This window comes from Polynucleobacter sp. 15G-AUS-farblos, assembly GCF_018882445.1.
In the GTDB taxonomy this organism is placed as follows: domain Bacteria; phylum Pseudomonadota; class Gammaproteobacteria; order Burkholderiales; family Burkholderiaceae; genus Polynucleobacter.
Genome location: NZ_JACVOM010000001.1, coordinates 154,554 through 177,143, shown reverse-complemented (window position 1 = coordinate 177,143; position 22,590 = coordinate 154,554). Strand labels below are relative to the sequence as shown.

Genomic DNA, 22,590 nt, shown 5'->3' with positions numbered 1-22,590 from the left:
TACATATGCGAATTCAGATTAGACCCACCTTAGTGTTTGGAAGTAAAAATGCCAAGGATCCGACTGTTATTGATTTGGTCTGGCTTACCAGCCTACTGAAGGATATTGATCAAGGTAAAACCTTGATGTCTGCCTGTAAAAAGGCCGGGCTTTCCTATCGGAATGTCTGGCAAAAGGTCAATGAGGTGGAAAACGCACTTGGCTTTAAGCTAATGGAGCGGGTGCGGGGGCATGGTTCGCAGTTATCTGAGTATGCAAAATATCTCATTCAGTTCATTGAGGATTTTGATGATAAGACTCATAGATTGGGTCAAACCAGCTTAGCTCACTTAGAAGAAGGCTTTGCCTTATTCAGAAATAAGGCTGAGAAGCGTTGGCGATTTGCCAGCAGTAGTGATCCCATTATTCAAACTGCGGTTGCTGGATTTGACGCATTTGAGTTAATAACTGCTGGCTCTGGTGAGGCTCTAGAGCGCTTATTCAATTATGAAGCCGATATTGCTGGATACCATGTCTCGGAAAGTCAGGCATCTAAGACGATTGCCAAGCGTTTACAAAAAGAAGGTAAGCAGATATTCCCGGTGATGAAGCGTGTGCAGGGCTTAATGGTTGCGAAAGGTAATCCCCAGAACATTACCGGCATCAAGGATTTATTGCGACCCAATATCCGCTTTATTAATAGACAGAAAAGTTCGGGTACGCGCTTGCTCCTAGATACTCTGCTGATTAAAGAGGGTATAGATTCCAAAAAGATTAAAGGGTATGAACATGAGGAATTTACTCATACTGCCATTGCAACATCGATTCTGGCCAAGAAAGCAGACGTCGGGCTTGGTGTGAAAAGTATTGCTATGGAGAATGGGCTTGATTTTATTCAACTGAAAGACGAACTCTTTTTCTTAGCAATGTCAGATGAATTGGCTGTCAATAAGGATGTTGCAAAGCTCATTCGTAAAATTCGACAGTTATCTAGTGAAATTCCGGGCTATAAATCGCTTGGCTTAAAGCGCCAGATCGATGGTTGGATTTAAACTCATTACATTGTGATTTATCTAGGAATTTGATTGCGCGCCTTTCGTTTCATCATCACAACCCTTTTGATTATGTGTGCCCCAAGTCTATGGGCGCAGCCAGTCACGATTGCCGTTGCTGCAAATATGAAGAATGCCTTTGCGGAGATCAATGCCGCTTTTCGGGCAACCGGTAAGTCTGAGTTAAGAGTGGTATTTGGTTCCTCCGGAAACTTTACCGCTCAAATCATGAATGGAGCACCCTATAGCTTACTGATTGCTGCTGATGAGCATTTTCCGCTTGAGTTGTATAAGAGCGGCAAGGCTGTAGATGAGGGCACGATCTATGCGATTGGCAAATTGGCCGTCATTGCAAAAAAATCTTTGAATCTATCCTCTGCGGCCAGTAAGGTGGATATTGCTGGCGCCATCACTAAAGCAAATAAGGTAGCTATTGCAAAACCGGAGCTTGCACCTTATGGCAAAGCAGCAGTGCAATATTTAAAGTCTGAGGGGTTATGGGATCTTGCCAAAGATAAGTTAATCTATGCAGACAATATTGGTGTGGCAACAATGTATGTAGCTTCAGGAGCCGCAGATATCGGCTTCAGCGCACTTTCTTTGGCCATGTCGCCAGAACTCATGAAAAGTACAAGCTACAGCACATTAAATCACTCGTTTTATGAGCCGATTAAGCAACGCATGGTTCTAATGAAGAATGCGCCAACTGAGGCAGTTGAGTTGTATCAATTTATGCAAAGTGCTCAAGCAAAGTCCATTCTGCATAAGTACGGCTATACAACGCCTTAAGGAATCCATTGATTTGGAGTAGCCTCTTTTTTGGATTGCATAGAAAAAGCCACCACGAGGGTGGCTTGAGGGTATTGCAATTACTGCCAATTCTTATTGAGCGATAAAGGTATTTTCCAGTTTGCCGATCCCACCCATTTCGACGACGACGACATCGCCATTGACTAAATACTTTGGTGGCTTAAAGCCAATGCCAACGCCAACGGGAGTGCCGGTAGCAATGAGATCTCCTGGGTAGAGAGTAATACCGGCAGAGACAGTGGCGATCATATTGGGGATATCAAAAATCAGGTCTTTTGTATTGGAGTTCTGACGCAGTTCACCATTCACCCAACATTTAACCGAGATGTCATTCGCATCTACTTGATCGGCAGTTACAACCCACGGGCCCATTGGGCAGAAGGTATCGAAACTTTTACCTAAAAACCATTGTTTGTGACGCTGTTGCCAGTCGCGCGCAGTGACATCGTTGATGGCGGTATAGCCCCATACGTGAGTCATAGCATCTGCTTCACTAATTCCTTTACCGCCCTTACCAATCACAATGGTGAGCTCGGCCTCATAATCGATTGCAGTCGAAACTGCAGTAGGGATGATGACATTGGTGTTGGGGCCTGTAACGGATTCCGGTGGCTTAGTGAAGAAAATCGCGTGAGTCGGAATATCTTCACCAGGCTTGGCGCTGCCATCAAATCCACTATTTGAAAATTCTTTAGCGTGCTCATGATAATTCTTGCCAACGCAAAAAATGTTTCTGCGTGGTCGTGGTACCGGAGCTAACAATCGGATATCTGTAAATGCATGGATTGCGACAGGCTTTGGTAATTTTCCATTTAAATCAGCCCGCAAAATAGCAACGATGCCATCTTCGCTAACATCCCCAAGGTCAAATTCCTCTACCTGCTTGCCATCAGCAGAAATCGAGCCCACGCGAGTTTTGCCCGGTTCACTAATTAAAGAAAATGCTGCATATTTCATGATTGCTATCTCCATTAGGGCTTCTAGCGTAGGCCCCGTTTATTGTGATTAATCTTGTAGTAGGATAAAGAACATAAATAATAACGAAATAAGGACTGTGAGACAAAAAATGAAAATAAGACATTTACTGGCTTTCTGGGCTGCTTGTTTGCTCATCCCATCTGCAATGGCTCAGGCTCCTGAGGCATGGCCTACAAAGCAGATAACGATGGTTGTGCCATTTCCTCCTGGTGGAGTGGCTGATACGGTAGGTAGACCTGTTGCAGATGCGCTTTCCAGAATTTTGGGTCAGCCTGTCGTGGTTGAGAATAAACCCGGTGCTGGAGGCGGCATTGGGATGGCCGCAGTTGCAAAATCCAAACCAGACGGTTACACCATTTTGATGGCCTTATCCTCTATTTCTATTATTCCTGAGGCAGATAAGATTGTTGGACGCGAACAATCTTTCCAGTTGAATCAATTAAAACCGATCGCCCGTTTTACAGCTGATCCAACTGTATTGGTGGTCAGAGCGGACAGTCCTTGGAAAGACTACAAATCATTTATTGCGGCAATGAGGGCAAATCCAGGTAAATATAATTTTGGATCTTCTGGTAATTACGGCACTATGCATGTGCCCATGGAAATGCTCAAGTCATCTGAGAAGTTCTACATGGTTCACATTCCTTATACAGGGGCTGGTCCTGCCATTGTGGGGCTCTTGGGTGGACAGGTGGATGCGATTGCTACCGGCCCATCATCGATTGTTCAGCAAATTAAGGCAGGCAAAGTGCGTGCTTTGGCGCATTGGGGTGATGGTCGTTTAGCAAGCCTGCCAGATGTTCCTAGCTTTAAAGAGATGGGCGTGAAGATAGAGTTTGCGCAATGGGCAGGTTTATTTGTTCCTAGCGCTACGCCAGATAGCATTACAAACAAATTACGCGAGGCTGCAAAGCAGGCAGCAGTTGATGAGCGTGTTCGCACTGTGATTAACGGAGCGGGTAGCCCAATTCAATATCTTGATGCACCAGAATTTAAAACCTATTGGGATAAAGAGTCGGCTCAAATGGGTGAGATTGTGAAGAAGATTGGTAAGGTTGAGTAAGAGCTGTATATATCTTTTTATAGGACAACAAAAAAGCCACCCTAGTGAACTGGGGTGGCTTTTTCTATGCTGCAACTACTAGCAGATGATTAATCTGGAATGTTAGCTTTACGGATGATAGGACCCCATTTATTGATCTCTGCATCAAGATGGTCTTTTAGTCCCTTATCGTTAATCTTACCGACAGGCACGATATCAATGTTGGCATCAGCTAGACGCTTTTGAACATCAGGAGTATTGAGCGCCTTCTTCAGAGCAGCATTCAATTTATCCAAGATTGGTTTTGGAGTGCCTTTAGGCGCATACATGCCATGCCATACCTTAACTTCAAAGCCTTTGAGACCTTGCTCATCCAATGTTGGTACATTCGGGATAGCAGGCAAACGCTTCAATGTTGTAGTACCGAAGGCTTTGACGCTGCCGTCTTTGATATAAGGAATAGTCTGGGTTGTTTGATCGCACAAGAGATCAACTTGACCACCTAAAAGATCGGTAAGAGCAGGACCAGTTCCTTTGTAAGGAACGTTGGTTAACTTCACACCCAAACGGCTTTGAAAGAGCAGACCGCAAAGTTGAGAAACTGCACCAGGACCAGCATTAGCCATAGTCACCTTAGAACCATTTGCTCTGATATAGGCTTCTAGTTCTTTAAAGTTGTTAGCTGGCAAGGTTTTTTTGCCCAAGAGGACCATTGGCACATCGGCTACTTGACCAATATGTTCAAAGCTAGTTAGTGGGTCATACGGTAATTTATCGTAGAGCGCATTGGCTGTAGCCATGCCCATGTGATGGAGGTAAATGGTATAGCCATCTGGAGTAGCGCGCGCCACTTTAGTGGAGGCAATCGTGCCACCAGCGCCAGGAACGTTTTCTACTACAACGGTTTGACCTAAGGCTTGTCCCATTGGGACTGCAATTAAGCGGGCTACTGAGTCAGTAGGGCCACCAGCAGCAAAGGGGACAATTAAAGAGATTGACTTTGTTGGCCAAGCATTTTGTGCGATTGCAGAGTTGCTGAGCAGTAACCCACCTGCAGCAATACTGGCCATCACTCCAGTGAATATAGATTTCTTAATTTTCATAACAGCCTCCATGTTTTACTTATGGGCATGATTATGACATTTTTATGTCTCTTTAAGCAGGCCAAGACCTTAGTGTTTACCAGCAAGTGCCAGTGTGCGCTGCGCTAGTAAAACAACAGGGCGGTCAATCATGCGTCCCTCCAGCTTTACAGCCCCACCTTTTGAAGCTTTATCAGCCTCTATTACCCTTTGGGCCCATGCCAGCTCATCTTGACTAGGCATAAAAGCGGATTTCACAATCGAAACTTGCTTTGGATGAATGCATAGTTTGCCCCCAAAACCCATGGCCTTAGCCCTTTGAGCATCACGGTTAATTCGTTCAAGATCATCTGTAGATGGAGTAACCCCATCAATAGGAGGGGCTATTTGTGCAAGGCGCGATACCAGAACGATTTGGTAACGGGCAGTCTGTAATTGAGTTTCATCCTGATCGCAAATCATGCCAAGATCTGCCTGGAGATCTAGATTGCCTAATGCCAGGCGAATGACTTGGTTGGAATTGGCAATCTCACGAAGTTGATCTAGACCAATCGCCGTCTCAATCATTGGAATAATGGCAGTGTTGGGCAGAATCAATGCAGCACCGTTGATTTCGTCTTGTGATTCACTTTTGGGAATCAAGACGCATGCCACATCAAGCTCTTGTGCCAAGATGAGATCTGCTGCATAGAACTTACTACCAGGGGAATTGCTGCGAATAACTAGTCGATTTTTTTGTTCAGCAGTAAATGTAGGCCAAGCTGTTCGAATAGCATTACGCGCTAGTTCTTTATCTTCTTCTGGAACGGCATCTTCCAAATCGAGTACAACAGCATTTGCTCCGCTATCTAAAGCTTTGCTAAAACGTTCTGGACGTGTTCCGGGAACAAATAAAAAGTTACTACTAAAAGCTAAGATTTGATCAGATGAGTTCATATTAAAAAATGATTTAAGAATAAGGAAGTAATAAGCCTATCTTGGACTGATTGCGAATATTCCACAAGGAATCAATTGCGCTAGTCATTTGGGCTGGGGTTGCGCCACCACTGAAGGCGGCAAGACGCATTGCTTTATCGGTAATCTCAGCACGCGTGAGCGTATTGCCAGGATCTCCTTTGGGCTCATCAACCCTGCCATCGAGAACTTGGCCATTCGACAGGTGGACTTTGACTTTTCCAATCCAGCGTTGTGGGTAGGCTGTATCCACTTCTGAATCCAGCGTCATCGTCACACGATCGCGGAAAAGACAAATTGCATCATCATGAAAATGATCATCAAATTCTTGTAGACCAGCAAATTGATAGTGTGCAATGAGGGCTAGAACAGTTCCCATGGAAAACTTCGACTGATGGACTGTGGCTGGATCCGTCACTGGACCAAGGACATCGATAGCGCCTTGGTGTACTAGCGTTTCTACTTTAGTAATATCGCTTGGCTTGAGTTTGTGAGCCAGCATGACTTGCAGTAATGCATCAGCAGCAGGGTGGGTGTGTCTGCAGGAGGCATGATATTTAAAGCTGGTTTCAGCCAAGGCCCAGCGACTACCTAATTGATCGGTCAACTTACTTGGATCAGCATCGCTTGACATACCAGCAGCTAAACCTTGTTTGCCTTCCAGAATATGTTGTGCACCAGTGAATCCCGATTGCGCAAGATAGGCGGACATCAAGCCAGTGGAGGCAGCATGAGCAGTATGCAGTTGCTTGGAATCCGCGGCATCACGTAAAAATTCCCAAAGACCAGCTGATTGAGTGCCAGCTGAGCCAAAGGCATTGAGCATTTGGCTGGGATTGAGTTTTAGTAGACGTCCAACTGCAGCGGCAGCGGCTATGGTGCCAGCAGTACCGGTGGTATGAAAGACTTTGTAATGGGAACGACCTAGAAATTCACCAACCCGAATGCCGACTTCATATCCCGCTATCGCGGCTAGCAAAAAATCTTCACCTGATGCGCCAATGGATTGTGCACAAGCAAGAGCGGGTGGAAAAACCACCGTTGCCGGATGAAAGACTGAGCCGTTGTGGACATCATCTTGTTCGGCAACATGAGATGCAGCTGCATTGGCCATGGCTGCGAGGAAGGGGCTTGAAGTACTGCGGTTAATTAAAATTTCTGAAGGACCTCGATGCGTACCATCAAAGCCACCCATCTTTTGAGCAAACTGCGTAATTGTTTCTACGGGGCGTGACCCTTTGCCGGCGATAGCAGAGCCAAACCAATCTACCAATAAATCTTCAGCACGACTCATGACATCAGCAGGAATATCTTTCGATTGCAGAGAGGAAGCAAAGCTGGCTAATTCTTGAGATAGATGGGCATTAGACATAGGGTAAGTTTTCTTTTGTTTCTAACGATATTGACGATATTGATTTAGGTAAGCACTGCGCTTGCTTGCATGGTGAGCCAGCCTTCATGATCTTGTGCCCAAATAGCAATTGTTTTTCCGGAAGGATCTTTTTCCAAATCGGGCTTAGCAGAGACTTTGAATATATTGATATCAAAGGTCGGGCGAATCGCGCGGAATTCAAAACTTTTGAGTTTGCACCCAGGAATACTTTGACGTACAAGGTCGACCAGTAGTGTGGCAATTAAAGGGCCATGCACGATTAGGCCTGGATAGCCCTCTACTTCAGTAACATATTTGCGATCGTAGTGAATGCGATGGCCATTAAAAGTCAGAGCGGAGTAACGAAAGAGAAAAACATCGTCTGGGGTGATCGTCTTAGTCCACTTGGCTTCGGTAGGAGCTGGTGTAGGCGTAACTGGCTTGTCATCCGGCCCAGGGGCATCGCGATAAACAATGTCATGTTCTTCAACAATAGCTAGGCCTTGCTGATTGGAGATCTGATGTTGCACGAGAACAAAAATGAGATCACCCGTTCGTCCCGCTTTATGAGTAACGGATTGAATGGTTGAAGTACGCTCGATTTCATCGCCGACGGAAAGGGGTGCTAACCACTCAATCCGGCTTCCTGCCCACATACGTCGTGGTAGAGGAACTGGCGGTAAAAATCCTCCGCGTTTAGGGTGGCCATCGGGCCCGATTTCTGATTCACGCGCATGGGGTAAGAAATACAGCCAATGCCATAGTTCAGGTAAAAAAGTTCCTTTGGCAGGAGGGGGATCTTCGCGATCCAAGGTTGCTGACAGTGCCCGTACAGGAGCGGCGGTGACTGTGTCAGAAAGGGTCTCGGATTTTCCTAGCCACTCTTGAAGATGGGTGATGGTTTGAGGTTCGATTCGCATAAGTTCCATTATGCCAATCTTAAGAAAATACTTACGCCAGCAACATGGCTGCTAGGTAACTCAATAAGCCCGCTAGTGCGGAGCCTGCAATGACGGTTATGACTCCTTTTTGAAATTTCAACAGGGCTAAGCCTGCAAATACACAAATCACAATCGAGATCCAGGATATCGATCCTCCAATACCCCGCGGTAAAAATACGTGATAGGCAAAAAATAGACCTAAATTGGCAACGACCCCGACTACAGCTGCCGTAATGGCGGTAAGGGGTGCGGTAAAGCTGAGTTTGCCGTGGGTAGATTCAATCAATGGACCGCCAACCAAAATAAAAAAGAAAGAGGGTAAAAAAGTAAACCAAGTGGCGACGCAAGCCCCAAGCACGCCAAACCAAAATGGGCTTCCGCTTCCAATGAGATGTTGAATATATCCCGCGAGATAACCCACAAAGGCAACCACCATGATGAGCGGACCGGGCGTAGTTTCGCCAAGGGCGAGACCATCAATCATTTGGTTAGCACTGAGCCAGTGAAAATGATCAACTGCACCCTGGTATACATAAGGCAGGACTGCATAGGCTCCACCAAACGTCAGCAGTGCTGCTTTGGTAAAGAACCAAGCCAGTTGCGGATAGAGTGTGCTCCAACCAAAGATCGCTAGAAGTGCACCCATGGGCAAGAGCCAGCAACTGAATGCAATGGCGCTATGTCGCAATGTTCTCTGCATACTAAAGAGCGCATGAGCGGGGGTAGGGGTGTGATCGTCAATGATGGCCTTGCCATAATGCTTGTCATTCGCATTGCCATGACCGCCAGTCTGCTGAAAATATTCTGGGTAACGCTTGCCACCCCAGAAACCAATAGCAGCAGTAATGACGACGATGATCGGAAAAGATAAGTTCAAAATGAAAATTGCTAAAAAGGAAACAAGCGCTATCCATTTGAGTACTTGATTATGGAGCGTCCGCTTGCCAATGCGAATCGCTGCGTGAATCACAATAGCTACTACCGCTGGTTTGATGCCAAAGAAGATTGCTGCAATCAAAGGAACCTGTCCATAGTTAAGGTAGATCCATGATAGGGCAATCAAAATCACCAGAGAAGGCAAGACAAAGAGTGTTCCCGCTAAGATCCCACCCCAGCTGCGGTGCATGAGCCAACCAATATAGGTCACCAGTTGCTGAGCCTCTGGGCCTGGGAGCAGCATGCAGTAGTTCAGCGCATGTAAAAAGCGCCGCTCAGAAATCCAGCGACGCTTTTCGACTAACTCTTGATGGAGAACTGCAATCTGACCTGCGGGGCCACCAAAGCTGATAAAGCCGAGCTTGGCCCAAAACTTTACCGCCTCACCTAATGGAATACTCAAATGCCGTCCATTCCACCAACAACATGATTGAATCCGTTATCAACATAAATGATTTCAGCGGTGATGCCATTAGCTAAATCAGATAACAGAAAGGCCGCGGCATTTCCAACGTCATCAATAGTGATGTTGCGACGAAGTGGCGCAGTTTGTTCAACAGCCTCCAAAATTTTCCCAAAATTTTTGATGCCTGAGGCAGCGAGCGTTTTAATGGGTCCAGCTGAGATGCCATTTACACGAATACCTTTAGATCCTACCGAGCTGGCGAGGTAGCGTACGGCAGCCTCTAATGAAGCTTTGGCCAATCCCATCGTGTTGTAGTTTGGAATATTGCGTGTTGACCCTAAGTAGGTCAAAGTCAGTAAAGCCGATTTATCGCGCAACATTGGGAGCGCTTCTTTAGCCATTGCAGGGAAGCTATAGGCCGAAATATCGTGAGCAATTTTGAAGCCTTCTCTTGTTAGGCCATCTAGGAAGTCACCGGCAATCGCCTCACGTGGTGCAAAACCAATCGCGTGCACAAAACCATCAAACTGGGGCCAAGTTTTTGCAAGATCCTTAAATAGGGCAGAAATTTGCTCATCGCTCCCCACATCGCAGTCAAAAATGAGTTCCGTATTGAATTCTTTTGCAAAGTCCACAATTCGTTCCTTAAAGCGGTCGCCCACATACGTGAAGGCCAATTCGGCACCCTCACGATGGCAGGCCTTGGCAATGCCATAGGCAATGGAGCGGTTGGAGAGGAGGCCGGTAATGAGAATTTTTTTGCCGGAGAGAAAGCCCATGTGATGTCCTTTGCTTCAAATATGATTTGCTAACTACAATTGTTGCATATATGTCTAAGCTAAGTCCCATTCGCCAAATTGCCCGTTTTTGCCTTCTGGCCCTATTTTTTGGGGTGGGCTTTAACGCAGTAAAGGCATCACAAGGGATAGCACAGTACGGTAAGCCAAAGTACGCAGACGGCTTTAGTCACTTTGACTACGTTAATCCCAATGCGCCAAGGGGCGGTACTTTAGTTTTACCCAATCCGGATAGGCGGACTAGTTTTGATAAGTTCAACCCATTCACATTGCGTGGCGTAAATGCGCCTGGAGTGGCGCAGCTGATGTTTGAGTCCTTAGCCGTTGGTAGCGCCGATGAGGTCTCTAGTGCTTATGGGTTGATCGCAGAAGATATTTCAGTTGCACCTGACAAGATGTCGGTGACCTTTCGTATTCGTCCAGAAGCTACTTTTTCTGATGGCAGTCCCATCTTGGCGAGCGATGTCAAATACAGCTTTGATACTTTGATGAGCACGCTGGCGAATCCGCAATTTCGTACAGTCTATGCTGATGTGAAACAAGCGGTAGTCGTTTCAGAGCGCGTCATTCGTTATGACTTTAAAAATCGCAATCCCGAATTACCGGTCATGGTGGGAGCCTTGCCAGTCTTTTCTCGTAATTGGGGCAAGAAAGCCGACGGATCCTTTACCTCATTTGATAAATTGAGTTTTGAGCATCCGATTGCCAGTGGCCCATATGTGATTGAGTCTTATAAGGCGGGTAAGACCATCATCTTTAAGCGCAACCCGAATTACTGGGCAGATCGCGGCGGCAAAACCTTGAATGTGCGCGTGGGGTTTTTCAACTTTGATCGCATCCTCTACAAACTCTACAGTGATGACACTGTGCGTCTAGAAGCATTCAAGGCGGGTGAGTTTGATGCATTGGTGGAGTACCGTGCAAAAAATTGGGCGAAGAGTTATGTTGGGCCACGCTTTAATGACGGCACTCTTATTAAGAAAGCATTTCTTAATCACAATGGCGCCGGTATGCAAGGCTTTGCCATGAATTTACGCCGACCCCTTTTTCAGGATCCTAGGGTGCGTCAAGCACTGGGTTATGCCTTAGACTTTGAGTGGCTTAATCGCCAACTCTTCTTTGATCAATACAGCCGTATTAATAGCTATTTCACGAACAGCGATTTGAGTGCTAATTTCGATGGTCCTCGCAAGCCAACCGATGCAGAATTGAAATTGCTCAGACCGCTGAAAGAAAAATATCCGCAATGGGTGCCTGATGCAGTCTTTGGGCCGATGCCGCCAGCACCTACAACAGTGTCACCTTCAAGCTTACGTCAAAACTTACGTAAGGCTAGAGAGTTGTTGATGCATGCCGGCTGGCAATATCGTGACGGCGCCTTGAGAAATGAAAAAGGGGAGCCATTCCGCTTTGAAATGGTAGAAGATGGCCCATTCTTCTTGAGGGTCATATCAGCCTATGTGCGTAATTTAGAAAAACTCGGAATTCAGGTGGATATTCGCACGAGCGACTTTGCTTTGCATCAAAAGCGGATGGATGAATATGATTTCGATATGACCACAATCCGTTTCCCGGACTCGCAAAGTCCAGGCAATGAGTTATGGGATCGCTTTGGTAGTCAAGCCGCTAAAGAGAAGGGCTCAGATAATGTCATTGGTATCCAGTCGCCAGTAGTCGATGCCCTAGTAGAGGCGATTACTAAGGCCGAAACCCGTGAGCAATTGAGGGCAGCAACCAGAGCGCTCGATCGCGTACTGTGGAATAGCTATTTAGTAATTCCACAGTGGTACAACCCAACGCATCGGATTGCTTACCGTAAAGAAATGCAATATCCAGCACCGCCTTTGTATTACAGCGCAGAAATGTGGATTTTGATGAACTGGTGGAAAGGGGATGCCCAATAATGCAAGGTCAAATGTGGTCTTACATCCTCAAACGCATTCTTTTAATGATTCCTACTTTGTTAGGAGTGCTGACGCTTACCTTTGCAGTAGTGCAGTTTGTTCCTGGAGGGCCGGTTGAGCAAATGATGTTGGAGCTCAAAGGGAAGGGCGATGCTGGCGTCAGTGGTGCCGAATCTTCAGGAGGAGGTAGCACCTATCGTGGGCGACAAGGCATTGATGCAGAGCGCTTAGCGGAGGTAAAGGCCTTATATGGATTTGATAAGCCGCCATTAGAGCGTTATTTCATGATGTTGAAGCGATTTGCTCAATTCGATTTAGGACAAAGCTATTACCAGCATCAAAGCGTTTGGCAGCTCGTGGTTTCTAAGCTACCGGTGTCGATCAGTATTGGTCTGTGGACTTTCTTCTTAACGTATTTGGTGTCGATACCGCTGGGTATTGCCAAGGCGGTTAGAGACGGGTCTCGTTTTGACGCTGTAACGAGCACCATGATTTTGGTGGGATATGCAATACCAGGCTTTGTACTTGGCGTCTTGCTATTGGTTATTTTTGGTGGCGGTAGTTTCTTGCAAATATTTCCCTTGCGTGGTCTTACTTCAGACAATTGGAGCGAGCTTAGCCTCATGGGTAAGGTGATGGACTATCTATGGCATTTGGTATTGCCGATTACGGCTTCAGTCTTAGGTAGTTTTGCAGTTGTCACCATGCTCACGAAAAATTCTTTCTTAGAAGAAATTCGCAAGCAGTATGTATTGACTGCAAGAGCTAAAGGATTAACTGAAAAGCAAGTGCTCTGGAAGCATGTATTCCGCAATGCTTTACTACCTTTGGTTACTGGATTTCCTGCGGCATTTATCGGCGCCTTTTTCACGGGATCATTGCTTATTGAAACTTTATTTTCACTGGATGGCTTAGGGCTGCTTTCCTATGAGTCTGTTATGCGCAGAGATTACCCAGTGGTCTTTGGTACGCTTTATCTCTTTACCTTAATTGGCTTATTTACTAAGCTGATCTCTGATCTTTGCTATGTCTACGTTGACCCTCGCATTCAATTCGGTGCAGGAGGGGGTTCATGAACCGTTGGCAGCGCTTTAAAAATAGTCGCATGGGTTATGCCAGCCTATGGATCTTTATGATTCTGTTTGGCATCTCTTTGTGTGCAGAGTTCATTGCAAATGACAAACCACTATTGGTTCGTTATCAAGGCAATTTTTATTTTCCGATTATGAAAAGTCAGCCTGAGACAGTTTTTGGTGGGGACTTTGCTACGCCAACTGATTTTTTAGATCCTGATATACGACGCAACATCACTACGAATGGCAATTGGGCAATTTATCCTCCTATTCCCTATAGCTATGAAACCCTCAATTACTTTTCTAAAGCGCCAAATCCAGCGGCGCCATCTTGGGATAACTGGTTAGGAACAGATGATCGCGGGCGTGATGTTTTAGCTCGCTTGATTTATGGTTTTCGCTTATCCATCCTGTTTGGCTTGGCTCTAACAATCGTGGGCGTAAGTGTTGGCATTTTGACTGGTGCCTTAATGGGATTTTTTGGCGGCAAGTTTGATTTGATATCACAACGCATCATCGAAATTTGGTCTGCGATGCCTGAGCTTTATTTATTGATCATTTTTGCTTCGATTTTTAATCCTAGTATTTGGTTGCTCATCATCCTGTTAGCAGCCTTTGGGTGGATGGGGCTCTCGGACTATGTGCGGGCTGAATTTTTCCGTAACCGCGCACTAGAGTATGTACGTGCTGCACGCGCTTTGGGTTTAACCAATCTACAAATCATGTGGCGTCATATTCTTCCCAATAGCTTGACGCCAGTGATCACCTTTTTACCGTTTCGCATGAGTGCAGCTATTTTGTCTTTAACCAGTTTGGATTTTTTAGGGCTCGGTGTTCCTCCTGGTACGCCGAGTTTGGGTGAGCTCCTTTCTCAAGGTAAAAGTAATCTAGATGCATGGTGGATTTCTTTATCAACCTTTGTAGTGCTAGTGGCAACTTTATTGCTCTTAACTTTTATGGGTGAAGCATTACGTAATGCCTTTGATTCTCGCAAAGCAGGCTTGATGAGTGGAGGGCGCTCATGAGTAAGACCCGTAGCAATATTGCTTTGCTGAAGTACGAGGATCTGAGCATTTCATTTGGCTCAGGGCGTCGTGAAAAGTTTGCCGTGAAAAATCTCGATCTGGAAATCGGGATTGGTGAACGGGTTGCTTTGGTTGGTGAATCAGGCTCTGGCAAGACACTAACCGCATTAGCGCCCTTGAGGTTGGAGCCAGAAGGCGCTCAAGTGACTGGTCGTATTTGGTGGAATGAGCAGGGCGATCAAGGGCCAGTCGATTTATTGTCATTACCGATGCAGGATATTCGCCAGATTCGTGGGCGTGAAATTGCCATGGTTTTTCAAGAGCCGATGACGGCATTAAATCCATTATTTACAGTAGGTAATCAAATTATTGAGGCAGTTCAGATTTATCAACCACTCATTTCTAAATCGGATTGCGTAGATGCTGCGATTGATTTATTAAAAAAGACAGGCATTCCTGAAGCTGAGCGCCGCTTACATTCTTATCCGCATCAACTCTCTGGTGGTCAGCGTCAGCGCGCCATGATTGCGATGGCACTTGCTTGCAAACCGCGTCTCTTGATTGCAGATGAACCCACTACAGCGCTAGATGTCAGTCTTAGGCTGCAAATCTTGGAGTTGTTAATCAAGCTTCAAGAAGAGTCCAAGGATGATGGCGGCATGGGGATCTTGCTGATTACCCATGACCTCAATTTAGTCAAGCATTTTGCCCAACGCGTTGCCGTTCTCAATCAAGGCAACCTCATGGAAATAGGATCTACCAAACAAGTCTTTGAGCACCCCAGTGATGCCTATACCCGTGCCTTAGTTAATAGTGAGCCGGTACGAGATTTAGCTCCGGTGATGCCATTGGCGCCAGTGTTGCTCAATACCGAAGATTTGTCAGTGGCTTATCCCAGCACTCAGTCTGGCCCCTGGTTTAAAAAATCACCACCAAACAAAGTCTTACGTAAGGTGAGTTTCTCATTAAAGCAAGGCCAGACTATCGGTGTTATTGGAGAATCTGGTTCAGGCAAAACCACTTTGGGTATGGCAGTTCTGGGATTGCTTGGCGACTCAGCAGCGCAGGTGAGTGGAACGGTTGATGTACTTGGTAATGATTGGCAAACCCTCGAGCCGGCGGAGCGACGCGCAATGCGTTCAAGCTTGCAAGTGATCTTTCAAGATCCCTTTGGTTCACTTTCCCCGCGCATGAATGTGATGCAAATTGTTTCCGAAGGCTTGGATATTCATTTTCCTAAACTAACAAGCGCTGAACGTGAAACTCGTGTGATTGATATGTTGCGTGAGGTTGGTATAGAACGCTCTGCCTTAACTCGATATCCTCATGAGTTTTCAGGAGGTCAGCGACAACGGATTGCGATTGCCAGAGCTTTGATTCTGCGCCCGCAAATTTTAGTTTTAGATGAACCCACTTCAGCATTAGATGTATCCATCCAAAAGCAGGTGCTGGCTTTGTTGACTGAATTACAGAAGAAATACAACTTAGCCTACCTGATGATTAGTCATGATTTGGCTGTCATTCGCGCCATGTCGCATGAAGTCATGGTTTTAAAAGAAGGGAAAGTGATTGAGTTTGGTGATACTGAAACCATGATTCGGCATCCAAAGCAGGTCTATACCCAAGCGCTTTTTGCCGCTGCACAGCTGGTCTAACGTACTCCAAAACCCCTTCCAGATGGGATGGTTTGGTGCATCCGACCTCATTAAATACAAAAAGATCAATAAAAACAATGGTTTGAGCGTAATGTCTAAAGTTGGGTAATCACTCATTCTTTGTTAAACTGAATAAATGTCGTTGAAAAACACACCCCTGATAAAGCGAGGCTCTTTCCTTCGCTTAGGCTTTGCTATGTATTTAGCCTTTGCCATGAATGCGCAAGCGGCTGATACGGTGGCAGAGTCAACGCCTGAGTTAGCGACTCCAAAAGAGAGCATGTTTCAGGCAGGTAAAACGTATATCTCAAGAGTTTCTGATCGCTTGGTCGATACCGTTTCTGGAAAATCGGACGAATTGATTAATCGGGCAATGGAAGTGATTGGAGTGCGCTATCGCTGGGATGCTGAGTTACCTCAGTCCGGTTTAGATGGCAGTAGCTTTGTTGGTTACGTATTTAAAGATAAGCTCGGATTTTTATTGCCACGTAAATCTACTCAGATGAGTAGGGTTGGCAAACCGATTAATCGAGATGAGTTGCAGCCTGGCGATCTGGTTTTCTTCAATACGATGCGACTGACTTTTTCGCACGTTGGAATTTATGTTGGCGATAACAAATTTATTCACTCACCCTCTAAGGGAACCAGTGTTCGTGTGGACGACCTGGGAAGTTTGTATTGGGATAAGCGCTTTGATGGCGCACGTCGTTTGGATGGCAGTGACAATCTAAACGATGCTGAACGTCAAGAGCTTCTCAATGAAGTGAAAAACCTCAAGCGTAAATCACGCAGCCTATAAGCCAATAGGCATCAGCCTTGCTGCTCAGGCCTTGAGCTTCTCTTTAATTAAAGCCATTTGCTCTTGTGCTGCTACTTCACCAGCCAGGATGGCGGCATTTCTCGAGCGGAAATCACTGCCGCCCATTTGCAAGAGATGGGGTTGAATGATGACATCTGCACTTTTTAATTCGTACTGATTAATGCTTCGCTGCATGATGGAGATCGTTTGCTGAAGCACTCCTAAAGTACCACTCGCATCTTGATGAACGGGTTCAGAAGAAATATTGACGGCAATCACCAGCGTTGCCCCCATCTGTCTTGCATAACTAACGGGTACTGGAGCAACTAGGCCACCATCTACATATTCTTTGCCGCTGATTACAGCTGGCTGGAATACGCCAGGAACACTGCATGATGCGCGTACTGCAAGACCAGTATTGCCAGATCGAAACAAGATTCCTTTGCCCGATTGCAGGTCGGTGGCAACAATACCTAGTGGGATCCGCATTTGCTCAATGGATTTATTTTGTACTTCGCGGTTCACCATGTTTTGTAATGCATCCCCTTTAATGAGACCACCAAAGCGACCAGCAAAGGGAAGACCCCAGTCGGCAATCGTGGCTTCATCCAGATTAAGGGCAAGGCGATTGATTTCATTTCCTGTGGCGCCAGAAGCCAGGAGGGCTGCGATGACGCTGCCGGCGCTACTACCAACCACAAGATCGGGCCTGATTCCTTGGGATTCCAGGGCTTTAATTACACCCACATGGGCAAAGCCACGTGCAGCCCCAGCCCCTAATGCCAGACCAATAACCGGTTTGCGGGTGCTAAAAAGGCTACAAGAGCTCAAACCACCAGCCCCAATGAGGGCGCCCAATCCAATGCCAAGACCTAAAGAGCGGCGTCTTGCTTGAGAAGTGACTGGAGCGGCAGGGAGTTTATCTAGAAATTCATACATTTGGCTATTGTATTGAGCCTACCTTATAATGGGCCCACGGTGAACGAAAAGGACTTCGTTTGAGTGCGGACATATCTTCTAATAAGCGGTTTTGAGATAAGTGGACCGTAGTAGCCAAAGAACACCTAAAACCCATTACTGAAATACATTTTTTAAAGCTTCATCAGGATTATTCCTGGTAGCCCGACTTTTATGGATGATCACAACAAGCGCGTAATTGAAACAGCCCTCCTGTGCGCGCAGGAGCCACTCACAGTTGCTGATCTGTCACGTTTATTTATTGAAGACATTTCGACTGCTGATATTGATGAGGCCTTAGTGGAAATTCAGGGTGCTTGGGATGACAAGGGAATGGAGTTGGTTCATATTGCAACCGGCTGGCGTTTCCAAAGTCGTTTATCCATGCGTGAGTATTTAGATCGCTTAACACCAGAAAAACCGCCAAAATATTCACGTGCCGTGATGGAAACCTTGGCGATCATTGCGTATCGTCAGCCCGTGACCCGCGGAGAGATTGAAGAAATTCGCGGTGTAGCTGTTAGTAGTAACGTAATGAAGCAGTTAGAAGATCGAGGTTGGGTTGAAGTAATTGGCCATAAAGAAACGATCGGCCGTCCAGGTTTATATGCAACCACAAAACAATTTTTAGATGACCTGAGTTTGACCAATTTGCAAAGCCTGCCGATTTTGGAAGACGCAGCTCCAATGGCAGCTGCAGAACAATTGGGTCAGGCAGTAATGGAATTTGATCCTGATGCAACAGTAGAAACAGTTGTGATCAATGAGGGTGAAGTGACAGAGGTAGTAACAGAAGAAGTAATAGAAGAGGTAATAGAAGTTACAGAAACAATCTCAGTTGAAATCACTGATGATGTAAGCGAAGCAGTAGAAGAAGTTACTCCAGAGTCTGGTGAAAAGTCAGACGAAGCAAAATAATTATTAATGACAAGCTCAAACGAAAACGATTCATCTCCGGTAGTTAATTCATCGGCAGCCCCCACAAATACTGATAGCGCGCCATTCTCCGAGGGTGGAGCTAAGGCTGAGGGCCGCACTGGTAACGACCGTGGTGAACGCCGTCCACGTCGTCCAGGCACTGGTAAGCATCCTTTTAATAAGAAGCGCCCCTTTAATAAAGACAAGCCCCGCCGTGAGGGTGATTCACCTAATGGGCCTAGAGAAGGTGGCGGTAATCAATCTGCGAAGTTAGCGCCCAGTCCTGCTGACATTGAAGCTTTGTTTGCTTCGGTAGTGTCTGGTGAGTTTGATGCTGCACTAGACGCACCAGAGGCTTTGGAAGTGAAAAGTCCAGAGGGCCTTGATGAGCAAGCAATTTCTCATCAAACCGGGGCAGAGCGTCGCGCACAACGCGCACAGGGTTCTCGTGAAGACGAAGATTCAGATGGGCCTACTGAAGAAGAGATGAGTAGTTTGCAATTTGCAAACGTAGATGAATTGCCTCTCAGTTTACGTGATGAGGTGTGGTCTGATCTCGATGGCTTGGATGATGAAGCGGACGACGAAGACACTGTCAAATTACATAAAGTATTAGCGGATGTGGGCATGGGCTCGCGCCGCGATATGGAAGATCTGATTATTCAGGGTCGCGTATCAGTTAATGGATTGCCAGCCCACATTGGTCAGCGTATTGGACCTACAGATCAAGTGCGTATCAATGGTAAGCCAGTGCATCGCAAGATACAAACAAAGCCACCGCGCGTCATTTTGTATCACAAACCATCAGGTGAGATTGTGAGTCAATCTGATCCAGAGGGGCGCCCAACTGTTTTTGATCGCCTTCCTAAGCCACGTCAAGGACGTTGGATTGCGGTTGGTCGTTTGGACTTTAATACTGAAGGTTTGTTGCTGTTTACAACTTCAGGTGAGTTGGCAAATCGATTAATGCATCCACGCTACGGAGTAGAGCGTGAATATGCTGTCCGTATTTTGGGCGAGTTAAGTCAAGAAAATACTGCTCAACTGAAAACCGGTATTCAGTTAGATGATGGGCAGGCTAAATTCTTACGTTTATCTATGGGTGGTGGTGACGGTGCAAATCGTTGGTACCACGTTGCACTGACTGAAGGACGCAACCGAGAAGTGCGCCGCATGTTTGAGGCAGTCGGCCACACAGTTTCTCGTTTGATTCGAACTCGTTATGGCATTTTCTTATTACCTCCACGCTTAAGACGCGGTAAATGGGAAGAAGTTGAGGCAGGTGGTATCTATAACCTGATGAAGTTTGCCGGCTTGAAGATGCCGCAACCACAAGATAAAGGTCGTAATCCAAATTCACAGGGTCGTGATCGCAATCCAGCGGGTGTTGATTTCCAGCCGGATCCAATGCAAACCTCAGTTTCTTATTGGGGCTCACGCGATGCCTTAACCCTTGCCAGCGGTCATAATGGCTTAACGCATCAGGGTAGAGGCGGTAAACCTGGCGGCGGCGGTTCTGGAGAAGGGCGCGGGCCTTTCCGTGGGCGAACCCAGGGCGGTAGACCTGGCCAAGGCGGTCAGGGTGGCCAAGGCCAAAACCGCAGTAAAGGCGGCAAAGTTCACCATGGCCAGTCTGCTTTTGTGACTGGTAACCCCCAATCTCCTGGAAATGGACCTAAACGTAGCGCACCAAAAGGGCGCAAACCCTTCAATAAAGGACCAAGAAAACCGCGCAACCCGGGCGAAAGCTTCTGATTTGTATCGGTTTTCTGCTAAATAGGCTATAATTTCGCTCTTATTGCAGATATCTGCAAAGTTTTGTTGTTACCGACTGATGTTGCGATCAACGTAAGTCGGCCTGTTCTGAATTTCGAGAATATGGGCTTTGAAGCCCATTTTTTTTTGCCAATTTGGCATGAAGGGTAGTCGTGAAGGATCAGCAGGTTATTTCTGCAGAGCTGGAAAACTTGGGTTACACGCTGGTAGATATCGAGCGTGAAGCCGGAGGTTTGCTGCGTGTCACGATTGAAAACCCAGATTATGAGCGTTTGATTACAGTTTTAGATTGCGAAAAGGTAAGCCATCAATTGAGCTATACCTTGCCAGTAGAGAATATTCCTTTCGAACGTCTGGAAATTTCTTCCCCCGGCTTAGATCGTCCAGTCAAAACAGCAATCGATTTTGAGCGCTTTACTGGAATGGAAGTGGATTTGAAATTACGCGTTGCTGTTGGAGCTCGTAAGAATTTTCGTGGTGTATTGCAAGGCTTGCTGAGTGGTGAATTGAATTCACCTGATGCGAAATTTGGTTTGGTATTTGAGGGTGCTGATGGCCAGCCCTCTCAGTTGGAGTTTTCTTTAGCCGAGGTCGATAAGACTCGGTTGGTCCCTGTTATTGATTTCAAAGGAAGAAAGTCATGAGTCGAGAAGTTCTCATGTTGGCAGACGCCTTAGCGCGTGAAAAGAACGTTGATCAAGCAATCGTGTTTGAGGCGCTAGAGTTAGCATTAGCCTCAGCCACTAAGAAACGTTATGCAACAGAAGATGTTGATATTCGTGTATCGATCGATCGCGAGTCTGGCGAATACGAAACCTTCCGTCGCTGGTTGGTTGTGCCTAATGAGGCCGGTCTCCAGGAGCCTGATAAAGAGATCCTGCATTTTGAAGCCCAAGAACAAATTCCTGAGATGGAAGTTGGGGACTACATCGAAGAGCAAATTGAATCTCTTGCCTTTGGCCGTATTGGCGCTCAAGCTGCTAAGCAAGTAATCTTGCAACGCATTCGTGATGCAGAGCGCGAGCAAATTTTGAATGACTACTTAGAGCGTGGCGAAAAGGTCATGACAGGTACCGTCAAACGTGCCGATAAGAATGGTTTGATTATTGAATCTGGTCGTGTTGAAGCTTTATTGCGCCGCGACCAAATGATTCCTAAAGAGAACTTGCGTTCAGGCGATCGTGTCCGCGCTTATATTCTGAAAGTGGATCGTGAAGCGCGTGGTCCACAAATTGAATTATCCCGCACATGCCCTGATTTCTTGATTAAATTATTTGAGAATGAAGTTCCAGAAATGGAGCAGGGCCTTTTAGAGATTAAAGGTGCTGCTCGTGATCCTGGTATTCGTGCAAAGATTGCTGTTGTTACTTATGACAAGCGCATTGACCCAATCGGTACTTGTGTAGGTGTACGTGGAACTCGCGTTACTGCTGTACGTAATGAAGTTGCTGGTGAGGCAGTGGATATTGTGTTGTGGTCAGAAGATCCAGCACAGTTTGTCATTGGCGCATTAGCTCCAGCTCAGGTTTCTTCAATCGTGGTTGATGAAGAGCGTCATGCAATGGACGTTGTGGTTGATGAAGAAAACTTGGCAATCGCCATTGGTCGCAGCGGACAAAACGTCCGTTTGGCTAGTGATTTGACTGGTTGGCAGATCAACATCATGACTCCTGAAGAGTCAGCTGAGAAAACAGAAAAAGAAGCTTCTTCTGTACGTCAATTGTTTATGGATAAATTAGACGTTGACCAAGAAGTTGCAGATATCCTGATTGAAGAGGGTTTCAATACTCTGGAAGAAGTGGCATACGTTCCACTTTCAGAAATGTTAGAGATCGACTCATTTGATGAAGATACCGTAAACGAATTACGTACTCGCGCACGTGATTCTTTGTTGACGATGGAGTTGGCAAAAGAAGAGCGTATCGGCGAAGTGTCACAGGACTTACGTTCCCTAGAAGGAATGACGACCGAATTAATTGCTAAGCTTGCTGACAATCAAGTTCATACCCGTGACGACTTAGCTGAACTGGCTGTTGATGAGCTGGTTGAGGCGACACAAATTGACGAAGAAACTGCGAAAACGCTCATCATGAAAGCGCGCGAACATTGGTTTACTTCATGAGAGGAAGTAGTG

The 22,590-nt window shown here is 46.3% G+C and carries 20 protein-coding genes; 12 read left to right on the top strand and 8 right to left on the bottom strand.

Annotated elements, in window-relative coordinates; translation table 11 throughout:
• The first annotated feature begins 5 nt into the window (after positions 1–5).
• Both ICN41_RS00835 and modA read left to right on the top strand, forming a co-directional pair.
• Positions 6–1,031: a substrate-binding domain-containing protein gene (locus ICN41_RS00835; RefSeq protein ID WP_216290920.1), complete on the top strand. Its 1,026-nt coding sequence runs from the start codon at positions 6–8 to the stop codon at positions 1,029–1,031.
• Between the two features lie 33 nt (positions 1,032–1,064).
• Positions 1,065–1,820 carry a molybdate ABC transporter substrate-binding protein gene (modA, locus tag ICN41_RS00830; protein ID WP_216290919.1) on the top strand — a complete coding sequence of 252 codons (756 nt, stop codon included), beginning with the start codon at positions 1,065–1,067 and terminating at the stop codon, positions 1,818–1,820.
• 93 nt (positions 1,821–1,913) lie between these two features.
• Here the strand turns inward: modA and ICN41_RS00825 are convergent, their stop codons facing one another.
• Positions 1,914–2,798: a fumarylacetoacetate hydrolase family protein gene (locus tag ICN41_RS00825; RefSeq protein ID WP_216290918.1), complete on the bottom strand. Its 885-nt coding sequence runs from the start codon at positions 2,796–2,798 to the stop codon at positions 1,914–1,916.
• Positions 2,799–2,907: 109 nt separating this feature from the next.
• Between ICN41_RS00825 and ICN41_RS00820 the strand changes: the two genes are divergently transcribed.
• Positions 2,908–3,882, top strand: a complete 975-nt coding sequence (locus ICN41_RS00820) for a tripartite tricarboxylate transporter substrate binding protein (RefSeq protein ID WP_216290917.1) — start codon at positions 2,908–2,910, stop codon at positions 3,880–3,882.
• Between the two features lie 89 nt (positions 3,883–3,971).
• Here ICN41_RS00820 and ICN41_RS00815 read toward each other — a convergent pair whose 3' ends face one another.
• The 6 genes from ICN41_RS00815 to fabI form a co-directional block, all read right to left on the bottom strand.
• The gene (locus ICN41_RS00815) at positions 3,972–4,964 is read right to left on the bottom strand and encodes a tripartite tricarboxylate transporter substrate-binding protein (RefSeq protein ID WP_216290916.1); all 993 of its coding nucleotides are present in this window, start codon (positions 4,962–4,964) and stop codon (positions 3,972–3,974) included.
• 69 nt (positions 4,965–5,033) lie between these two features.
• Positions 5,034–5,879 (bottom strand): CoA ester lyase, encoded by an 846-nt coding sequence (locus tag ICN41_RS00810; protein WP_216290915.1) that lies wholly within the window; start codon positions 5,877–5,879, stop codon positions 5,034–5,036.
• A 13-nt stretch (positions 5,880–5,892) separates the two neighbouring features.
• Positions 5,893–7,269, bottom strand: coding sequence for an MmgE/PrpD family protein (locus tag ICN41_RS00805; protein WP_216290914.1), 1,377 nt, complete (start codon positions 7,267–7,269; stop codon positions 5,893–5,895).
• Between the two features lie 44 nt (positions 7,270–7,313).
• Positions 7,314–8,198, bottom strand: a complete 885-nt coding sequence (locus ICN41_RS00800) for a MaoC family dehydratase N-terminal domain-containing protein (RefSeq protein ID WP_216290913.1) — start codon at positions 8,196–8,198, stop codon at positions 7,314–7,316.
• Between the two features lie 22 nt (positions 8,199–8,220).
• A complete protein-coding gene (chrA, locus tag ICN41_RS00795) occupies positions 8,221–9,549 on the bottom strand; it encodes a chromate efflux transporter (protein WP_216290912.1) in 1,329 nt (442 codons plus the stop codon).
• Positions 9,546–10,331 carry an enoyl-ACP reductase FabI gene (gene fabI / locus ICN41_RS00790; RefSeq protein WP_216290911.1) on the bottom strand — a complete coding sequence of 262 codons (786 nt, stop codon included), beginning with the start codon at positions 10,329–10,331 and terminating at the stop codon, positions 9,546–9,548. Before fabI ends, chrA begins: the two co-directional genes overlap by 4 nt.
• A 50-nt stretch (positions 10,332–10,381) precedes the next feature.
• On the opposite strand from fabI, the gene ICN41_RS00785 reads away from it, so the two are divergent.
• From ICN41_RS00785 to ICN41_RS00765, 5 genes are all read left to right on the top strand, one after another.
• Complete coding sequence (locus tag ICN41_RS00785) at positions 10,382–12,253, top strand: extracellular solute-binding protein (protein ID WP_216290910.1); 1,872 nt, start codon at positions 10,382–10,384, stop codon at positions 12,251–12,253.
• A gap of 11 nt (positions 12,254–12,264) precedes the next feature.
• Positions 12,265–13,329, top strand: a complete 1,065-nt coding sequence (locus tag ICN41_RS00780; RefSeq protein ID WP_216291369.1) for a microcin C ABC transporter permease YejB — start codon at positions 12,265–12,267, stop codon at positions 13,327–13,329.
• Positions 13,326–14,351 carry an ABC transporter permease gene (locus ICN41_RS00775; protein WP_216290909.1) on the top strand — a complete coding sequence of 342 codons (1,026 nt, stop codon included), beginning with the start codon at positions 13,326–13,328 and terminating at the stop codon, positions 14,349–14,351. Before ICN41_RS00780 ends, ICN41_RS00775 begins: the two co-directional genes overlap by 4 nt.
• Positions 14,348–16,006, top strand: a complete 1,659-nt coding sequence (locus ICN41_RS00770) for an ABC transporter ATP-binding protein (RefSeq protein WP_216862255.1) — start codon at positions 14,348–14,350, stop codon at positions 16,004–16,006. Before ICN41_RS00775 ends, ICN41_RS00770 begins: the two co-directional genes overlap by 4 nt.
• Positions 16,007–16,142: 136 nt before the next feature.
• Entirely contained in the window at positions 16,143–16,805 is a 663-nt protein-coding gene (locus ICN41_RS00765; RefSeq protein ID WP_255537831.1) for a C40 family peptidase, read from the top strand.
• A gap of 24 nt (positions 16,806–16,829) precedes the next feature.
• Here the strand turns inward: ICN41_RS00765 and ICN41_RS00760 are convergent, their stop codons facing one another.
• Positions 16,830–17,744: a patatin-like phospholipase family protein gene (locus ICN41_RS00760; RefSeq protein WP_216290908.1), complete on the bottom strand. Its 915-nt coding sequence runs from the start codon at positions 17,742–17,744 to the stop codon at positions 16,830–16,832.
• Between the two features lie 192 nt (positions 17,745–17,936).
• Between ICN41_RS00760 and scpB the strand changes: the two genes are divergently transcribed.
• The 4 genes from scpB to nusA all read left to right on the top strand — a co-directional run bounded on the left by scpB (position 17,937) and on the right by nusA (position 22,578).
• A complete protein-coding gene (gene scpB / locus ICN41_RS00755) occupies positions 17,937–18,680 on the top strand; it encodes an SMC-Scp complex subunit ScpB (RefSeq protein WP_216290907.1) in 744 nt (247 codons plus the stop codon).
• 6 nt (positions 18,681–18,686) lie between these two features.
• Positions 18,687–20,435, top strand: coding sequence for a 23S rRNA pseudouridine(2605) synthase RluB (rluB, locus tag ICN41_RS00750; RefSeq protein ID WP_216290906.1), 1,749 nt, complete (start codon positions 18,687–18,689; stop codon positions 20,433–20,435).
• Between the two features lie 173 nt (positions 20,436–20,608).
• Complete coding sequence (rimP, locus tag ICN41_RS00745; protein WP_216290905.1) at positions 20,609–21,100, top strand: ribosome maturation factor RimP; 492 nt, start codon at positions 20,609–20,611, stop codon at positions 21,098–21,100.
• Positions 21,097–22,578 (top strand): transcription termination factor NusA, encoded by a 1,482-nt coding sequence (nusA, locus tag ICN41_RS00740; RefSeq protein WP_216290904.1) that lies wholly within the window; start codon positions 21,097–21,099, stop codon positions 22,576–22,578. Before rimP ends, nusA begins: the two co-directional genes overlap by 4 nt.
• The last annotated feature ends 12 nt before the right edge of the window (positions 22,579–22,590 follow it).

What these genes read in the sequence shown, in the direction of transcription:
- ICN41_RS00835 (WP_216290920.1), top strand. Translation starts at nt 6, where the DNA reads ATGCGAATTCAGATTAGACCCACCTTAGTGTTTGGAAGTAAAAATGCC.
- ICN41_RS00825 (WP_216290918.1), bottom strand. Translation starts at nt 2,798, where the DNA reads ATGAAATATGCAGCATTTTCTTTAATTAGTGAACCGGGCAAAACTCGC.
- ICN41_RS00820 (WP_216290917.1), top strand. Translation starts at nt 2,908, where the DNA reads ATGAAAATAAGACATTTACTGGCTTTCTGGGCTGCTTGTTTGCTCATC.
- ICN41_RS00815 (WP_216290916.1), bottom strand. Translation starts at nt 4,964, where the DNA reads ATGAAAATTAAGAAATCTATATTCACTGGAGTGATGGCCAGTATTGCT.
- ICN41_RS00810 (WP_216290915.1), bottom strand. Translation starts at nt 5,879, where the DNA reads ATGAACTCATCTGATCAAATCTTAGCTTTTAGTAGTAACTTTTTATTT.
- ICN41_RS00805 (WP_216290914.1), bottom strand. Translation starts at nt 7,269, where the DNA reads ATGTCTAATGCCCATCTATCTCAAGAATTAGCCAGCTTTGCTTCCTCT.
- ICN41_RS00800 (WP_216290913.1), bottom strand. Translation starts at nt 8,198, where the DNA reads ATGGAACTTATGCGAATCGAACCTCAAACCATCACCCATCTTCAAGAG.
- fabI (WP_216290911.1), bottom strand. Translation starts at nt 10,331, where the DNA reads ATGGGCTTTCTCTCCGGCAAAAAAATTCTCATTACCGGCCTCCTCTCC.
- ICN41_RS00785 (WP_216290910.1), top strand. Translation starts at nt 10,382, where the DNA reads ATGTCTAAGCTAAGTCCCATTCGCCAAATTGCCCGTTTTTGCCTTCTG.
- ICN41_RS00780 (WP_216291369.1), top strand. Translation starts at nt 12,265, where the DNA reads ATGTGGTCTTACATCCTCAAACGCATTCTTTTAATGATTCCTACTTTG.
- ICN41_RS00775 (WP_216290909.1), top strand. Translation starts at nt 13,326, where the DNA reads ATGAACCGTTGGCAGCGCTTTAAAAATAGTCGCATGGGTTATGCCAGC.
- ICN41_RS00770 (WP_216862255.1), top strand. Translation starts at nt 14,348, where the DNA reads ATGAGTAAGACCCGTAGCAATATTGCTTTGCTGAAGTACGAGGATCTG.
- ICN41_RS00765 (WP_255537831.1), top strand. Translation starts at nt 16,143, where the DNA reads ATGTCGTTGAAAAACACACCCCTGATAAAGCGAGGCTCTTTCCTTCGC.
- ICN41_RS00760 (WP_216290908.1), bottom strand. Translation starts at nt 17,744, where the DNA reads ATGTATGAATTTCTAGATAAACTCCCTGCCGCTCCAGTCACTTCTCAA.
- scpB (WP_216290907.1), top strand. Translation starts at nt 17,937, where the DNA reads ATGGATGATCACAACAAGCGCGTAATTGAAACAGCCCTCCTGTGCGCG.
- rluB (WP_216290906.1), top strand. Translation starts at nt 18,687, where the DNA reads ATGACAAGCTCAAACGAAAACGATTCATCTCCGGTAGTTAATTCATCG.
- nusA (WP_216290904.1), top strand. Translation starts at nt 21,097, where the DNA reads ATGAGTCGAGAAGTTCTCATGTTGGCAGACGCCTTAGCGCGTGAAAAG.